Source organism: Pseudomonas sp. 65/3-MNA-CIBAN-0223, from assembly GCF_040310425.1.
GTDB classification, from domain to species: Bacteria; Pseudomonadota; Gammaproteobacteria; order Pseudomonadales; family Pseudomonadaceae; genus Aquipseudomonas; species Aquipseudomonas gregormendelii.
Genome location: NZ_JBEOPV010000010.1, coordinates 134,923 through 151,186 on the forward strand (window position 1 = coordinate 134,923; position 16,264 = coordinate 151,186).

At 60.3% G+C, this 16,264-nt stretch carries 15 protein-coding genes and 1 pseudogene; 10 read left to right on the forward strand and 6 right to left on the reverse strand.

Annotated elements, in window-relative coordinates; genetic code table 11:
• Positions 1 to 44: 44 nt before the first annotated feature.
• The 4 genes from AAEZ09_RS14490 to AAEZ09_RS14505 all read right to left on the reverse strand — a co-directional run bounded on the left by AAEZ09_RS14490 (position 45) and on the right by AAEZ09_RS14505 (position 4,207).
• Positions 45 to 809 carry an amino acid ABC transporter ATP-binding protein gene (locus AAEZ09_RS14490; RefSeq protein WP_045062117.1) on the reverse strand — a complete coding sequence of 255 codons (765 nt, stop codon included), beginning with the start codon at positions 807 to 809 and terminating at the stop codon, positions 45 to 47.
• 11 nt (positions 810 to 820) lie between these two features.
• Positions 821 to 1,918: an amino acid ABC transporter permease gene (locus AAEZ09_RS14495; RefSeq protein ID WP_045062116.1), complete on the reverse strand. Its 1,098-nt coding sequence runs from the start codon at positions 1,916 to 1,918 to the stop codon at positions 821 to 823.
• Between the two features lie 10 nt (positions 1,919 to 1,928).
• Positions 1,929 to 3,110 carry an amino acid ABC transporter permease gene (locus tag AAEZ09_RS14500; RefSeq protein ID WP_045062115.1) on the reverse strand — a complete coding sequence of 394 codons (1,182 nt, stop codon included), beginning with the start codon at positions 3,108 to 3,110 and terminating at the stop codon, positions 1,929 to 1,931.
• Positions 3,111 to 3,175: 65 nt separating this feature from the next.
• A complete protein-coding gene (locus AAEZ09_RS14505) occupies positions 3,176 to 4,207 on the reverse strand; it encodes an amino acid ABC transporter substrate-binding protein (RefSeq protein WP_122838809.1) in 1,032 nt (343 codons plus the stop codon).
• Positions 4,208 to 4,676: 469 nt separating this feature from the next.
• Between AAEZ09_RS14505 and AAEZ09_RS14510 the strand changes: the two genes are divergently transcribed.
• The 5 genes from AAEZ09_RS14510 to AAEZ09_RS14530 all read left to right on the forward strand — a co-directional run bounded on the left by AAEZ09_RS14510 (position 4,677) and on the right by AAEZ09_RS14530 (position 9,993).
• A complete protein-coding gene (locus AAEZ09_RS14510; RefSeq protein ID WP_045062113.1) occupies positions 4,677 to 5,333 on the forward strand; it encodes an alpha/beta hydrolase in 657 nt (218 codons plus the stop codon).
• 96 nt (positions 5,334 to 5,429) lie between these two features.
• Complete coding sequence (gene rhlB, locus AAEZ09_RS14515; RefSeq protein ID WP_045062112.1) at positions 5,430 to 6,917, forward strand: ATP-dependent RNA helicase RhlB; 1,488 nt, start codon at positions 5,430 to 5,432, stop codon at positions 6,915 to 6,917.
• Between the two features lie 140 nt (positions 6,918 to 7,057).
• Complete coding sequence (locus AAEZ09_RS14520) at positions 7,058 to 8,005, forward strand: ornithine cyclodeaminase family protein (protein WP_350599850.1); 948 nt, start codon at positions 7,058 to 7,060, stop codon at positions 8,003 to 8,005.
• Positions 8,006 to 8,148: 143 nt separating this feature from the next.
• Entirely contained in the window at positions 8,149 to 9,285 is a 1,137-nt protein-coding gene (locus AAEZ09_RS14525; RefSeq protein WP_045062110.1) for an NAD(P)/FAD-dependent oxidoreductase, read from the forward strand.
• Between the two features lie 81 nt (positions 9,286 to 9,366).
• On the forward strand, positions 9,367 to 9,993 hold the full coding sequence (locus tag AAEZ09_RS14530) for a helix-turn-helix transcriptional regulator (RefSeq protein ID WP_045062109.1): 627 nt from the start codon (positions 9,367 to 9,369) through the stop codon (positions 9,991 to 9,993).
• Between the two features lie 199 nt (positions 9,994 to 10,192).
• Here the strand turns inward: AAEZ09_RS14530 and hmpA are convergent, their stop codons facing one another.
• Complete coding sequence (hmpA, locus tag AAEZ09_RS14535) at positions 10,193 to 11,371, reverse strand: NO-inducible flavohemoprotein (protein ID WP_350599851.1); 1,179 nt, start codon at positions 11,369 to 11,371, stop codon at positions 10,193 to 10,195.
• Between the two features lie 146 nt (positions 11,372 to 11,517).
• Here hmpA and norR point away from each other — a divergent pair, with 146 nt between their 5' ends.
• The 5 genes and pseudogenes from norR to AAEZ09_RS14560 all read left to right on the forward strand — a co-directional run bounded on the left by norR (position 11,518) and on the right by AAEZ09_RS14560 (position 15,913).
• Positions 11,518 to 13,068, forward strand: coding sequence for a nitric oxide reductase transcriptional regulator NorR (gene norR, locus AAEZ09_RS14540; RefSeq protein ID WP_045059307.1), 1,551 nt, complete (start codon positions 11,518 to 11,520; stop codon positions 13,066 to 13,068).
• A gap of 137 nt (positions 13,069 to 13,205) precedes the next feature.
• A complete protein-coding gene (locus AAEZ09_RS14545; protein WP_045059306.1) occupies positions 13,206 to 14,108 on the forward strand; it encodes a chemotaxis protein CheV in 903 nt (300 codons plus the stop codon).
• Positions 14,109 to 14,135: 27 nt separating this feature from the next.
• Positions 14,136 to 14,594, forward strand: a complete 459-nt coding sequence (locus AAEZ09_RS14550) for a GNAT family N-acetyltransferase (RefSeq protein ID WP_350599853.1) — start codon at positions 14,136 to 14,138, stop codon at positions 14,592 to 14,594.
• A 157-nt stretch (positions 14,595 to 14,751) separates the two neighbouring features.
• Positions 14,752 to 15,079, forward strand: a pseudogene (locus tag AAEZ09_RS14555) (hypothetical protein).
• Positions 15,080 to 15,163: 84 nt separating this feature from the next.
• A complete protein-coding gene (locus AAEZ09_RS14560; protein WP_045059303.1) occupies positions 15,164 to 15,913 on the forward strand; it encodes a YkgJ family cysteine cluster protein in 750 nt (249 codons plus the stop codon).
• An 87-nt stretch (positions 15,914 to 16,000) separates the two neighbouring features.
• Here the strand turns inward: AAEZ09_RS14560 and AAEZ09_RS14565 are convergent, their stop codons facing one another.
• Positions 16,001 to 16,258, reverse strand: coding sequence for a hypothetical protein (locus AAEZ09_RS14565; RefSeq protein ID WP_045059302.1), 258 nt, complete (start codon positions 16,256 to 16,258; stop codon positions 16,001 to 16,003).
• Positions 16,259 to 16,264: the final 6 nt, after the last annotated feature.

Sequence of the window (16,264 nt, forward strand, 5' to 3'; positions counted from 1 at the left end):
AAACCCGGCACTCAGTCCGGGTTTATTTCACTGCCGAGCGTCGATCAATGCAGGATCTGGCTCAGGAACAGCTTGGTGCGCTCATTCTGCGGGTTGTCGAAGAAGTCATTCGGCGCCGCCTGTTCAACGATCTCGCCTTTGTCCATGAAGATCACGCGGTTGGCCACGGTACGGGCGAAGCCCATTTCGTGGGTCACGCAAAGCATGGTCATGCCGTCTTCGGCCAGGCCGATCATGGTGTCCAGCACCTCTTTCACCATCTCGGGGTCGAGTGCCGAAGTCGGTTCGTCGAACAACATGATTTTCGGCTTCATGCACAGGGCACGGGCAATCGCCACGCGCTGCTGCTGACCGCCGGACAGTTGCCCCGGGAATTTATGCGCCTGCTCCGGAATGCGTACGCGTTCCAGGTAGTGCATGGCTATTTCCTCGGCCTTGCGCTTGGGCATCTTGCGCACCCACATCGGCGCCAGGGTGCAGTTCTGCAGGATGGTCAGGTGCGGGAAGAGGTTGAAGTGCTGGAACACCATGCCGACTTCGCGACGCACCGACTCGATCTGCTTGAGGTCGTTGGTCAGCTCCACGCCATCGACCACGATGCGCCCCTGCTGGTGTTCTTCCAGGCGATTAAGACAGCGAATAGTGGTGGATTTGCCGGAACCCGACGGGCCGCACAGGACGATTCGCTCGCCCTGCTTGACGTTCAGGTTGATGTCCTTGAGTACGTGAAACTGCCCGTACCACTTGTTCACGCCCTGCATCTGGATAATGCCTTCAGGGCTCACAGGCTGTTTGATTGCTTCGCTCATAAAAAGAACTCCTAACGCTTGTGGCCAGTGTCGAGCTTGCGTTCCAGATGCATGGAATAGCGCGACATACCAAAACAGAAAATCCAGAACACCAGGGCGGCGAACACGTAGCCTTCAGTGGCCATGCCCAGCCATTTCGGGTCGGCGGCCGCTTGCTTGACGCTGTTGAGCAGGTCGAACAGGCCGATGATGATCACCAGGCTTGTGTCCTTGAACAGCGCAATGAAGGTGTTGACGATGCCAGGGATCACCAGCTTCAGGGCTTGCGGCAGGATCACCAGGCCCATCGAGCGCCAGTAGCCAAGGCCCATCGCTGCGGCTGCTTCGTACTGACCTTTGGGAATCGCCTGCAAGCCACCGCGCACCACCTCGGCCACATAGGCCGACTGGAACAGGATCACGCCGATCAGGGCCCGTAGCAGCTTGTCGAAGTTCATGCCTTCTGGCAGGAACAACGGCAGCATTACCGAGGACATGAACAACACCGTGATCAACGGCACGCCGCGCCAGAATTCGATGAAGGTCACACAGACCACGCGAATCGCCGGCATGTTCGAGCGCCGCCCCAGTGCCAGGACAATACCCAGCGGTAAGGCGCCGGCAATCCCGACGGTGGCGATCACCAGGGTCAGCATCAGGCCGCCCCATTGGCTGGTCGCCACCTGGGTCAGGCCAAACACACCACCGTGCAACAGGCACCAGGCAATGATCGGATACAGCACCAGGAAGCTCAGCCCGTACACCGCTTTACGCGGGAAGCGCGAGATGAACAACGGGGCCACGCCGATAACCGCCAGCCACACGGTCAGGTCCACGCGCCAGCGCATGTCCACCGGGTAGTAGCCGTACATGAACTGGCCGAAGCGCTGCTGAATGAACACCCAGCAGGCGCCCTCCTTCGTGCAGTCGGCCTGGCTGGTCCCGACCCAGTTGGCATTGATGATCGCCCAGCTGAGGATCGGCGGCACCACGAGGTAGATCAGGTAGAACGCAAACAGGGTCAGCAGGGTGTTGAGCCAGCTGGAGAACATGTTGGCGCGCATCCACGCCACCACACCGATACTGCGGTCCGGTGGGGGCATGTCAGGTTTGAAAATATGAGTACTCATGCGCTATTCCTTACCGCTCGATCAGCGCAATGCGCTTGTTGTACCAGTTCATCAGCAGGGAAATGCTGATACTGATCGCCAGGTACACGCTCATGGTGATGGCAATCACCTCGATCGCCTGTCCGGTCTGGTTGAGCACCGTGCCGGCAAACAACGAAACCATTTCCGGATAACCGATACCGGCAGCCAGCGAGGAGTTTTTCGCCAGGTTCAGGTATTGGCTGGTCAGCGGTGGAATGATCACGCGCAGGGCTTGCGGGATGATCACCTTGCGCAGCGTCGGACCGTTGCGCAGCCCCAGGGAGTGCGCCGCCTCGGTCTGGCCATGGCTGACCGACTTGATGCCCGAGCGCACGATCTCGGCAATGAATGCCGCGGTGTATACGGTGAGCGCCAGGGTCAACGCCAGCAGTTCAGGGATCAATACCCAGCCACCGACGAAGTTGAAGCCTTGCAGCTTGGGCATTTCCCAATGCACCGGCGCGCCGAAGATCAACGCGCACAGTGCCGGGATCACCAGAAACAGCGCCAGGCCGACCCAGAACTTGTGGAATGGCACGCCGGTTTCTTCGAAACGTTTGTTGGCCCAGCGGCACATCAGCACGATAGCGACAATGGCCACGCCCACGCCGGCCACGAATGGCCAGAAACCATCAGACGCCAACGCCGCCGGCATGTTCAGGCCACGGCTGCTGACAAAGAAGGTATCGCCGAAGTTATGACTGGCACGCGGTCCTGGCATGGTCAGGAATACCGCGAAATACCAGAACAGGATCTGCAGCAGCGGCGGAATGTTGCGGAAAACCTCTACATACACCGTCGCCAGCTTGGCAATAATCCAGTTTTTTGACAGCCGTGACACGCCGACGATGAACCCGAGGATCGTCGCCAGGATCACGCCGATGAACGTCACCAGCAGCGTATTGAGCAGGCCGATGACAAACACCCGGGCATAGCTGTCCGATTCGGTGTAGTCGATCAGGTGTTGAGCGATGCCGAAACCGGCACTGCGCTCCAGAAAGTCGAAGCCGGAAGTGATGCCCCGGTGTTGCAGGTTGGTCTGGGTGTTGTCGAACAGAAACCAGCCCAGCGAGACCACCGCCACAATGGTGATGATCTGGAATAGCCACGCACGCACTTTGGGATCGCTGAGGCTGAGCCTCTGCTTTGGTGCGCCGATTGAATTTTGCATGAAGTGCCCCGCAAAGAATGGAACAGAACATCACCCGGCGGTTGGCCCACCGGGTGATAGAACCATCAGCGCACTGGTGGTGCGTATTGAATGCCGCCGTTGTTCCACAGCGCGTTCAGGCCGCGGTCGATTTCCAGCGGGGTGCTCTTGCCGAGGTTTTTCTCGAACACTTCGCCGTAGTTACCTACTTGCTTGATGATCTGTACGACCCAGTCTTTCGGCAGTTTCAGATCCTTGCCGTATTCACCGTCAGCCCCGAGCATACGAGCGACGTCCGGGTTCTTGGTGGCCTTGGCTTCAGCTTCGACGTTTTTCGAAGTTATGCCGGCTTCTTCAGCGTTGAGCATGGCGTAGCCAGTCCAGCGGACCACCGCCAGCCACTCGTCATCGCCGTTACGCACGACAGGGCCCAGAGGCTCCTTGGAGATGGTTTCCGGCAGAACCACGTAGTCTTTCGGCGCGGCCAGCTTGCTGCGCTGGGCGAACAGTTGGGACTTGTCGGAGGTCAGCACGTCGCAACGACCGGATTCCAGCGACTTGGCGCTTTCGTCGGAGGTGTCGAAGGTGATCGGGGTGTATTTCAGACCGTTGCCACGGAAGTAGTCGGAAACGTTCAGCTCAGTGGTGGTACCGGCCTGGATGCAGATGGTTGCACCGTCCAGTTCCTTGGCGCTCTTGACGCCCAGCTTGTTGTTTACCAGGAAGCCGATGCCGTCGTAGTAGGTGATGAAGCCTGGAAATTTCAGGCCCATGCCCGCGTCACGGGAGCTGGTCATGGTGGTGTTGCGCGACAGGATGTCGATTTCGCCGGACTGCAGCGCGGTGAAGCGCTCCTTGGCGTTCAACTGACTGAATTTAACCTTGGTCGCGTCGCCGAATACGGCAGCGGCTACAGCGCGGCAGAAGTCAGCATCGATGCCGAGGATCTTGCCAGTGGCGTCCGGAACCGAGAAACCCGGCAGGCCGTCACTTACACCGCACTGTACAAAACCTTTCTTCTGCACTGCATCCAGGGTTGCACCCGCCTGAGCGAACCCGCTGACGCCAAGTACTGCGGCTGCAGTCACGACGGCCAGGGTGGATTTCAACATCTTCATTCAAACCTCCAGTTTTGCTCTTGTTGTGTCGGAGCGTGAGTCCAGTCGCACCCTTATGAGGCGTTGTTGACCCGTGTTGGCTTTTTTTAGGGTCAAGCGACGTAGGACCTTAGCTATGAGTCTAGTAGGAGAAAATCCACATCATGGATCACTCACTTCTCACCAGTCGGCCGAACGGGCTGTAGCCCTTCACGTTCGCGAAGCCCGTAGCGGCCACTGGCGAACATCCATCACCGGATTTTTGTTGCTATCCCGCCACCAGCAGTACACTGATAGTGTTACCGCCAGTCGCTGGATTGATTGCTCGGGTTTTCCCATAGCAAAGCCCGTACCAGACCGCCCGCCAAAGCGATTCAAAGACAGGTCAATAGCAAAACTTGTAACCTTGCGACATCTTCTTAACTGATCAACCAGACGCGCACTCAGATCTCGCACTCAATGAGAGCGCACGCACAAAAATGGAGCGAACATGACCGAGCCCCTGATTCTTCAACCCGTCAAGCCAGCAGACGCCTGTGTTATCTGGCTGCACGGCCTGGGCGCCGACCGTTATGACTTCCTGCCAGTGGCCGAAGCGTTGCAGGAAACCCTGTTGAGCACCCGCTTTGTTTTACCCCAGGCACCCACGCGCGCGGTCACCATAAATGGTGGCTACGAGATGCCCAGCTGGTACGACATATTGGCCATGAGCCCGGCCCGGGCAATCAGCCGCGAGCAGCTGGATGAGTCAGCAAAACGGGTTCTGGACTTGATCGAAACTGAGCGCGCCAGCGGAATAGACGCCTCGCGAATTTTTCTCGCCGGTTTTTCCCAGGGCGGTGCCGTAGTGTTGCACGCGGCCTTCCTGAAATGGCAAGGCCCGCTGGGTGGCGTACTTGCCCTCTCCACCTACGCTCCGACGTTCAGCGACGCGCTGGACATTTCCGCCAGCCAGCAGCGTATTCCCGTGCTGTGCCTGCACGGCCAATACGATGACGTTGTGCAAAATTCGATGGGGCGCAGTGCCTACGAGCACTTGAAGGCCCGTGGTGTCACCGTGACATGGCAGGAATACCCAATGGGGCACGAAGTGTTACCCGAAGAGATCAGCGATATCGGCGCCTGGCTGACCGAGCGCCTACGCTAAACAGACTGTGTAAAAGCTGCCTTTGATCATCACACTACGCCGCGCCCGATTCTTGCATTACACTGGCCGGCGTACATTCCTTAATCAATTGATGAGATGACCGTGCTCAAAGCACTCAAGAAAATGTTCGGTAAAAGCGAGACTGAGCAGCTCGCGCCAGCCTCCAGCGCTCCGTCTCACTCACCCAGCCACCGCGCCGACGGTAATCAGTCTGGCCGGACCGCCACCGCAGCGGTACCCAAGCACGAGCCGATGACCCCACCGGCTGCCCCCACTGTCGAGGTAACAGCCGACGAGCCGCCGCGCAGCGAAGCCCCCAAGCCTGTCAGGCCGCGTCGCGAACCCAAGCCCAAGGCACCGGTTATTCCCTGGAAACTCGAAGACTTCGTCGTCGAACCCCAGGAAGGCAAAACCCGTTTCCACGATTTCAAACTCGCCCCTGAACTGATGCACGCCATCCAGGACCTGGGCTTCCCGTATTGCACGCCGATCCAGGCCCAGGTGCTGGGCTTTACCCTCGCGGGCAAGGATGCCATCGGCCGCGCCCAGACCGGCACCGGCAAGACCGCTGCGTTCCTGATCTCGATCATCACCCAGTTGCTGCAAACCCCGCCGCCCAAAGAGCGCTACATGGGCGAGCCACGGGCATTGATCATCGCGCCAACCCGGGAACTGGTGGTGCAGATTGCCAAGGACGCCGCTGACCTGACCAAGTACACCGGCCTCAATGTCATGACGTTCGTCGGCGGCATGGACTTCGACAAGCAGCTCAAGCATCTCGAAGCCCGTCACTGCGACATCCTCGTGGCCACGCCCGGCCGTTTGCTGGACTTCAACCAGCGCGGCGACGTGCACCTGGACATGGTCGAAGTCATGGTCCTGGACGAAGCCGACCGCATGCTCGACATGGGTTTCATTCCGCAGGTGCGGCAGATCATTCGCCAGACCCCGCCGAAGAACGAGCGTCAGACGCTGCTGTTCTCCGCGACCTTCACCGAAGACGTGATGAACCTGGCCAAGCAATGGACCACCGAGCCGTCGATCGTCGAGATCGAGTCGCAGAACGTCGCCAGCGAAAACGTCGAGCAGCACATCTACGCCGTTGCCGGTGCCGACAAATACAAACTGCTCTACAACCTGGTCAACGACAACGGCTGGGAGCGGGTGATGGTGTTCGCCAACCGCAAGGACGAAGTGCGTCGCATCGAAGAACGGCTGGTGCGTGATGGCGTCAACGCCGCGCAGTTGTCCGGTGACGTACCGCAGCACAAGCGCATCAAGACGCTGGAAGGCTTCCGCGAAGGCAAGATCCGCGTGCTGGTCGCCACCGATGTTGCCGGTCGCGGCATTCACATTGACGGCATCAGCCACGTGATCAACTTCACCCTGCCGGAAATGCCGGACGACTACGTGCATCGTATCGGCCGCACCGGACGTGCGGGCGCCGATGGCGTGTCCATCAGCTTCGCCGGTGAAGACGACTCTTACCAGTTGCCGTCCATCGAGGCACTGCTGGGTCGCAAGATCAGCTGCGAGACGCCGCCGACCCATTTGTTGCGTGCGGTTGAGCGTAAGCGCCCGTAAATACGGGCCGCAGTAGAAGAGGCGCAGCCGGCAACGGACTGCGCTTTTTTTTGCCTGGTTTTTCTCGAACGGAGCTTGCCGGAATAAACTAAAAGTCCATAATAGACAAAATAGTTCAGATGCAGTCTCCGGAGCCGTTCATGTCCAGCACGCCTTACGTGATCACCCAACCTCAAGCACGCGAGTTGCTCGATCAAATCGACGTGCCGCAGATCCTGCGCAAACTGTTCCGTGACCTGGCCGCAGGCCACGCGGTGCAACCGGCGCAGCAACTGGTTGAATTCCCCCAAGGCGCTGGCGACTTCATCAACTACTTGGGCGTGCTGGCCAAAGATGGCGTTTATGGGGTCAAGACGTCGCCTTACATCGTGCGCGAGCAAGGCCCGTTGGTGACGGCGTGGACGCTGCTGATGTCGATGCAGACCGGTCAACCGCTGTTGCTCTGTGATGCCGGTGAACTGACCACGGCACGTACGGCGGCGACCACCGCCGTGGCGGTCGATGCCCTGGCGCCGCCAACAGCGCAGCGCCTGGCAATTATCGGCAGCGGCAAGGTGGCCCAGGCGCACCTGCATTACGTGAAGGGCCTGCGTGCCTGGCAGAGCATCAACCTGTATTCCCCGAGCCTGGACGGTCTTGACGCTGGAGCGAAGGCACGGCTCACAGGGCTTGATCCGCGCCTGACGCTGGTTTCCAGTCGCGAAGCGGCCGTCCTGGACGCTGACGTGATTATGCTGTGTACCTCCTCCGCCGGCCCGGTCATCGACCCGTCCACCTTGAGCAAACCGGCCCTGATCACCTCCATCAGCACCAACGCGCCACGGGCTCACGAAGTGCCGCCGCACTGCCTCAACGCCATGCAGGTGTTCTGCGACTATCGTGTGACCACGCCCGGTTCGGCCGGGGAAATGCTGATTGCCGGCGAACAGCATGGCTGGGACAAGGACAGTATCGTCGGCGACCTGCCCGAGCTGATGAGCGAAAAAGTGCAGCGTCCGGCCTACGATCGCCACGTGTTCTTCCGCTCGATCGGTCTGGGCCTGGAAGACATCGCGCTGGCGAATGCCCTTTACCAACTACAGCATTAACACCTGACCCTGTGGGAGCGGGCTTGCCCGCGATTCAGGCGCAGCGCTCTGTCAGGTACACCGCAGTGATGCAATCGCGGGCAAGCCCGGCTCCCACAGTGTTCCTCTATATCAATGGCATCCGCGCTCTACAGGAGACATGCATGAGCCAGGCAGACTTCATCATCATCGGCGGCGGCATTGCCGGCGCTTCCACCGGTTTCTGGCTGTCGCAGCACGCGCGGGTGATTGTGCTCGAACGCGAATCCCATCCGGGCTACCACTCCACCGGCCGTTCCGCGGCGTTGTACACCGCCGCTTACGGCACACCACAGGTTCGGGCATTGACCCAGGCCAGCCGGGATTTCTTCGATGCACCACCGCCAGGCTTCTGCGAACATCCACTGCTGACCCCGCGCGGCGAGATGACGGTGGACTTCAGCGGCGACCCTGCCGAACTGCAGAACCAGTACCTGAGCGCCAAGGCCACAGTGCCGCAGATGCAGCTGCTCAGCGCCGAGGAAGCGTGCGTGCGCCTGCCGATCTTGCGCCGGGAAAAAGTTCATGGCGCCATCTATGACCCGACCGCCAGCGACATTGATACCGATGCGCTGCATCAGGGTTACCTGCGTGGAATCCGCCGCAACCAGGGCCAGGTTCTGACCGATACTCAGGTGGTGAGCCTGAGCCGGGACGCCGAGGGCATCTGGCAGGTGCAAACCGACGGCCAAACCTTTAGCGCCCCGGTCATCATCAATGCGGCAGGCGCCTGGGCGGACAAAATCGGCGCCCTCGCTGGCGCGCAGCCACTGGGCCTGCAACCCAAGCGCCGCGCGGCGTTCATCTTTGCCGGGCCCGAAGGCGTGGACATCCACCACTGGCCGATGCTGGTCAGCCTGGATGAATCCTTCTATATGAAGCCCGACGCCGGGATGTTCCTTGGCTCCCCAGCCAATGCCGACCCGGTCGAACCCCATGATGTGCAACCCGAAGAGCTGGACATTGCCATGGGCATCTACCAGATCGAGGAGGCCACCACCCTGACCATCCGCCGCCCGACCCGCACCTGGGCGGGCTTGCGCAGTTTTGTCAGCGACGGCGATTTGCTGTCCGGCTTCGATCCGCAGGTACCTGGACTGTTCTGGGTGGCGGCTCAAGGCGGTTACGGGATTCAGACCTCTCCAGCGATGGGCCAGGCCAGCGCTGCACTGGTGCGCGGCCAGGACCTGCCGGAAGCCCTGTCGAAATTCGGCCTCAATGCCGCCATGCTCGCCCCCGCCCGCCTGAACCAACAGGGGTAGTCAGGTGACGTCCACTCCCGTTTGCTGCAAACTTCCAGCGCCCTGCCTTATGGGCGCTGACGTCGCCCGGAGCACCACTGAATGAACGCCCCCGAGAAAGATCCGGCCCTGGATAACTACCGAGCCATCAGCGACGCGATTGCGACGCTGTTCTTTCCCCATGCCGAAGTGGTGCTGCACGATCTGCGCACGCAGAAAGTCGACTACATCGCCAACAACCTGTCGAAACGTGAAGTCGGTGACGATTCCTCGCTGGAAGACATGCTCAGTGAAGAGGTCAGCGAACGAAACATCGGGCCGTATGAAAAGCTCAACTGGGATGGTCAGAAAATTCGCAGCCTGAGCAGCGTGTTGCGTGACAGCGCTGGCCATCCTTTGGCGGTGCTGTGCATCAATCTGAATATTTCGCTGTTCGAAAACGCCAAGGCGGCGCTGGATCTTTTCCTGTCGCCGAGCAAGCTGATACCGCAACCGGACTCACTGTTCCGTGATGACTGGCAGGAGCGGATCAACACCTTCCTCCATGCCTGGCTGCGCGAGCGACAGCTGAGCCTGAGCATGCTGACCCGCGACCACAAACGCGAACTGGTCCTGGCTCTGCACGCCGAAGGCGCCTTCAAAGGCAAAAGCGCCTCCAACTATGTGGCCAATGTCCTGAACATGGGACGGGCGACGGTTTACAAACATTTGAAGGAACTCAAGGGCTGACCTGACTCTCCCGGGGCCGGCTTGCAAGGGTGACTGCACAGGCCTCATCGCGGGCAAGCCTTGCTCCCACAGATCTCACCGACTGTGGTTACAGGGCTTGTCGCCACTGCCAGACCTCACCACCTGTGGGGGCAAGGCTTGCCCGCGATAAGGCCATCAGCTACACCTTTGCAATCCGCCCGTGCAAAAGGTGCGGTGGCTATTCCAGCGCGGATGCTGGCCCGAAGAACTCGTAGCGGCTTTGCTTCTCCGGCACACCCAGCGCCTTGAGATGGCGCTTGACCGCCGCCATGAAGCCCTTGGGCCCAAGGAAATAGGCATCCAGATCGCGTTCCTGCGGCAACCACTCGCCTAACTGTTCCTGGCTCAACACCCCCACCTTGTGCGCCGCCGGGCTCACGCCGTCATCTTCGGCATAGCAGTAGAACCGCTTGAGCTGCGGATGACGTTCGGCAAGCCCGTCGATCCAGTCACGAAACGCATGGACGCTGCCATTGCGCGCGCAGTGGATGAAGTGCACCGGACGCTCAGTTGCCAGCGCCGCCTCAAGCATCGCCAGGGTCGGGGTAATACCAACGCCGCCACTGATCAGCACCAGGGGTTTGTTACTGGCGCTCAGGGTAAATTCACCCGATGGCGGGAACAGCTGGATGGACGCACCGACGTGCAGTTGATCGTGCAGGTGGTTGGAGGCACGACCGCCGCGCTCACGCTTGACGCTGATGCGGTATTGGCCATTGGTCAAGGCCGACAGTGAATAGTTACGGCGAATTTCTTCACCATCGAGTACCAGTTTCATGCCGATGTACTGGCCAGGCTCTGCTGCCAGAATCGGGCCCTTGTCGGCAGGCTCGAAGTAGAACGAAATGATCTCCGCACTCTCCTCGACCTTGGCCGCCACGATGAACTCCCGCGCGCCACGCCAGCCGCCAGGCGCCTGTTCCTTCTGGTCGTAGATGCTTTTTTCCGCGCCGATCAGGATATCGGCCAGCTGACCATAGGCAGCGCCCCAGGCGGCCATCACTTCAGGCGTGGCGATCTCGTCACCCAGCACTTCGGAAATGGCACGCAGCAAACAGCTGCCAACGATCGGGTAATGCTCCGGCAGGATTTGCAGGGCCACGTGCTTGTTGATGATCTTGGCCACCAGATCGCCCAACTGGTCGAGTTGATCGATGTGACGGGCATACATCAGCACACCGTTGGCCAGGGCACGCGGCTGGTCACCACTGGCCTGGTGGGCCTGGTTGAACAAAGGGCGCACTTCAGGGTACTCGGAGAGCATCATCCGGTAGAAATGGGTAATTAATGTTTCGCCACCGCTTTCCAGCAACGGCACGGTGGATTTGACGATGGCACGATCTTGAGCGCTCAGCATAAGGTAACTCCTGGGTTTCTATTCGTTTGCCCTTACGTATCAGTTTTCATGCCAGATTTAATTTTCATATAAATCAATATCTTACAAACTATATAGTCATTTAGACCTAATTTGATTTATAGTCATATCGACTATATGGAGTCACTATGACTGCAAAATCCTTGCTCACCACGCTGCTCCCGCTGGTCTCTGACCTGTCCCGCGAACTCCCGGAGGGCGAGCGTTATCGACGCCTGCTCGAAGCCATGCGCGCCCTGCTGCCGTGCGATGCCGCAGCCCTGCTGCGCATCGATGGCGAATGGTTGGTGCCCCTGGCAGTCGACGGCCTGAGCACCGATACCCTGGGGCGGCGCTTTAAAATCAGCGAGCATCCGCGCTTCGAAGCGCTGCTCAGCAGTCCGGGCCCCACCCGGTTTGCCGCCGATAGCGAGTTGCCAGACCCCTACGATGGGCTGGTCGATGGCCTGCATGAGCATCTGGAAGTCCATGACTGCATGGGCTGCCCGTTGTTTATCGACGAACGCCCCTGGGGCTTGCTGACGCTCGATGCCCTCGATCCGCAACGCTTCGAACCGATTGAGCTGGATGCGCTGCAAGCGTTCGCCAGCCTGGCGGCGGCCACGGTCAATGCAGCCGAACGGATCGAACGCCTGGCCAACAGGGCCGAAGACGAGCATCAGCGCGCCGAGGTTTATCGCCAGGCGAGCGGCCAGCAGAACCGCGAGATGATTGGCCAGAGCAAGGCGCTCAAACGCCTGGTTGAAGAAATCGACCTGGTGGGCAGCAGCGACCTCACCGTACTGATCACTGGCGAAACCGGGGTCGGCAAGGAACTGGTGGCCCAGGCCATCCACGCTGCGTCCGCCCGCGCCGACAAACCGATCATCAGCCTCAACTGCGCCGCCCTGCCCGACACCCTGGTGGAAAGCGAGCTCTTCGGCCACGTGCGCGGCGCCTTCACCGGCGCCACCAATGACCGGCGCGGCAAATTCGAACTGGCCAATGGCGGCACGCTGTTTCTCGACGAAGTGGGCGAGCTGTCGCTGACTGTGCAGGCCAAACTGCTGCGCGTGCTGCAAAGCGGCCAGCTGCAACGACTGGGGTCGGACAAGGAACATCAGGTGAACGTGCGCTTGATTGCCGCGACCAACCGCGACCTGGCCGAGGAAGTGCGCAGTGGTCGCTATCGTGCCGATTTTTATCACCGGCTGAGCGTCTATCCCCTGCTGGTGCCGGCGCTGCGCGACCGCGGGCGCGATGTACTGTTGCTCAGCGGATACTTCCTTGAGCAGAACCGCTCACGCATGGGCCTCAACAGCCTGCGTCTGAGCAGCGATGCCCAGGCCGCGTTGCTGGCCTACGACTGGCCGGGCAACGTGCGAGAGCTGGAGCACCTGATTGGCCGCAGCGCCCTGAAGGCGCTGGGTCACTGCAAGGAGCGGCCGAAGATTCTCACCTTGAGCGCGGCGGATCTGGACCTGCCCTACGGCAACGTCGAAGCAGTGCCAGAGCAACCCGCCGGTGCAGCGGTGGCACTGGTGTCGGGTGACCTGCGTGAAGCAACCGAAAATTATCAGCGACAACTGATCAGCGCTTGCCTGGAACGCCACCACGACAATTGGGCCAGCGCGGCGCGGGAGCTGGGCCTGGACCGGGCGAACCTTGGACGCATGGCCAAGCGCCTCGGCATGAAGTAACAGAAGATCGTTCGATCTTTTGATCCATCGAACATCGATTGAAGGCTAAAGCCTGCCCCCAACAAGTCGATAACCCGGCATCGATAGTTGTTGGCGGTCCCCGAGACGCCCATCACCTTTCTCCACAGAAGGTTTTTATGTCCTCCACCAAAGCCCGCGCAGACTCACTCTCGCTTCTGCTATTTACCTTGCGCAGCGGCAAGCTGATGGCGATTAACCTGCTGAAAGTCAGTGAAATCATCCCCTGCCCGCCGCTGACCAAAATGCCGGAGTCACACCCCCACGTCAAAGGCATCGCCAGCCTGCGCGGAATGTCGTTGTCGGTGATTGACCTCAGCCGTGCCATTGGCGAACGACCGCTGGAAGACCCCAACGGTGGCTGCCTGATCGTCACCGATGTGAGCCGCTCCAAACAGGGCCTGCACGTGCAGGCAGTGAGCAAGATCGTCCACTGCCTGACCACCGATATCCGCCCACCGCCCTACGGCTCTGGCGGCTCGCGCTCGTACATCACCGGGGTCACCTCGGTCGATGGCACGCTGGTGCAGGTGCTGGATATCGAAAAGGTCATCCACGGCATTGCCCCGGCCCAGATCGAATCGGCACCGACCGAACTCAGCATGGAAGACGCCGACATACTCGGCAACGCGCGGATCCTGGTGGTCGATGACAGCCAGACCGCATTGCAGCAATCGGTGCACACCCTGCGCAACCTCGGCCTGCAATGCCACACCGCCCGCAGCGCCAAGGAGGCCATCGATTGCCTGCTGGACTTGCAAGGCACCGAACAGCAGATCAACCTGATCGTTTCAGACATCGAAATGTCGGAGATGGACGGCTATGCCTTTACCCGGACCTTGCGTGAAACCCCGGATTTCTCCCACCTCTATGTGTTGCTCCACACGTCTCTGGACAGTGCGATGAACAGCGAAAAGGCTCGTCTTGCCGGCGCCAACGCCGTATTGACCAAGTTCTCCTCGCCGGAACTGACCAAGTGCCTGATCGAAGCCGCCAAGACCGTTGCAGAACAGGGTCATTAAGGTGTGAGCAAGGATTTCTGTTTTCTGATGCGGCGCAACCTCGCTGCAGCGGTGCCTGCGATCACTTGGCCGCAGGGTATTGTCCTCTGCGAGTACCGCCCGGACCTGGCTGAAGCCGTTCATCGCTTGATGGAACAGGGTTATCTGCACGGTGGCGGTCGCGTGCCGGCCCTGGACACCTGGCAAAGGCGCTTTGAAACCGACCCCGAGTACGACCCGTCCCTGTGCTTCATCGCGCTGGACGATGAAGGGATTGTGGGTGTCTGCCAGTGCTGGACGAGTGCCTACATCAAAAACCTGGTGGTGCATCCGCGGGCCCAAGGCCGAGGTTTAGGCCGGGCACTGCTGCTCCATGCTTTCAACATATTCCAGTGTCGGCGCGAAGGATTTGTCGATTTGAAGGTGCTGGAAGACAACCTGAGGGCGCAGCGGTTGTATGAGCATGTCGGGATGTATGTGGTTCGGCGCGAACCGGTACCTGCCTGATATCGCCAGGATCGCAGCCTGCGGGAGCTCCTGCAGACGAACGCGGTCGACCCTGTAGGAGCTGCCGAAGGCTGCGATCTTTTGGCGGTCGGGCAAACTTATCCTGTGGAGGCATACTCCAACTTCGGACAACCCATGCCCCAGGATCCCGGAACCCATGAAAGCAATCACCCTGACCTTCATCTGCCTCGGCGCCCTCGCCACCCAGGCCCCAGGCTTCCAGCTCCGACGCCTGGGCCGCCTTCGACAAGGCTGTGCTCACCAGTTGCACCAAGGCGAGCGGCCTGAAGAACGCCAAACCGGTTGGCAACGCCGCTCAATTCGATGACCGGGTCGAGTACACCGCACTGCTGCTGCAAGGCCAGTACCCGCAAAAACACATGAAAGGCCAGCAAGGCACCGAGCTGTGCCTCTACAACAAGAAAAGCAAAACAGCCTATGTCACCGAGTGGGATTCCATCCGCCCGCCGGCCAAAAACCGGTGAATGGCGCATAACTTGCTTCCAGGCAGGCCTGCGTGGTGATTTTCCGTCACCGCTTGACTGCCTTCGGATGCGACTGACTGCTCAATGAATACGACGTTTTCCTGCGTAGGTTGTGGCAAATGCTGCACCGATCACCATGTCCCCCTGACCCTGGATGAAGCCCGCATGTGGGCCGCTGACGGCGGTCAGGTGATCGTGCTGGTCGAGGGTTTTCTCGCTAATGGCCTGGGCCTGCCAGTGCAGCAACGCGAACATGCCGAGCGTCGCTCGGTGCAGGTCAGCAGCGGCGAAACCGAGGCCTTCGTGGCCATTACCTTTGCCGCCTACAACCAGGGTCGCTGCCGGAATCTTGACGAAGACAACCTGTGTCGCATCTATGACCGCCGCCCGTTGGTCTGCCGCATCTACCCCATGGAGATCAATCCGCACATTCCGCTCGACATCGCGGTGAAGGAATGCCCGCCACAATCGTGGGAAAGCGGCCCGGACCTGATCGTCGGCGGCACCCTGGTCGATCAGCCACTGGCCGAGCTGATCCAGCGCTCCCGCCAGGCGGACCGCGACGACGTGCTGGTCAAGGATGCGATGTGCGCGCTATTGGGCATTCGCACCACGGCGTTGAAGGGCGACGGGTTCACCGCGTACCTGCCGGATATGGCGGAATTTGCCACGATCTTCGATGAGCTGGCCGGCCAGACGCTGCCGGAATGGGCCAGTGAGTGGCTGTTCCATGTGTCAGGCGACGACATCGCCGGCCAGGTGCAAGCCGCCGGTGCCGAGGTAACCAGCGAGGCAGCGCAAAACTATGCGTTTATTTCGTTGCGGTCGGCCTGATCTGAACACCTATCGCGGCCAAGCCCGCCCCTGTGGGAACGAGCCTGCTCGCGATGGCAGTGCACCCATCAGCAATTATCCAGAAGCCTAGCGCTTACCCATCGAACGACGGGTACCCGGAGGCGCAGCGCCTGGGGTCTTGGTGTGGCCATTCTTCGCGCCATTCTTGTACCAGGGCTGGCTGGCGTTTTTTGTCGCAGCCAGCTCACCTGGCTTGAACGGGAACTTGAAGGCCGGGATTGCAGTTTTGGTTTCGCTGTCTGCGTTGGAGTCGACGCTGTCTGGCAGGTCTGCCGAGGCGTCGCTCGAAGCGTCGGCAACCGGCGGTTGTGTCGGGGAAGTCATGAAAGC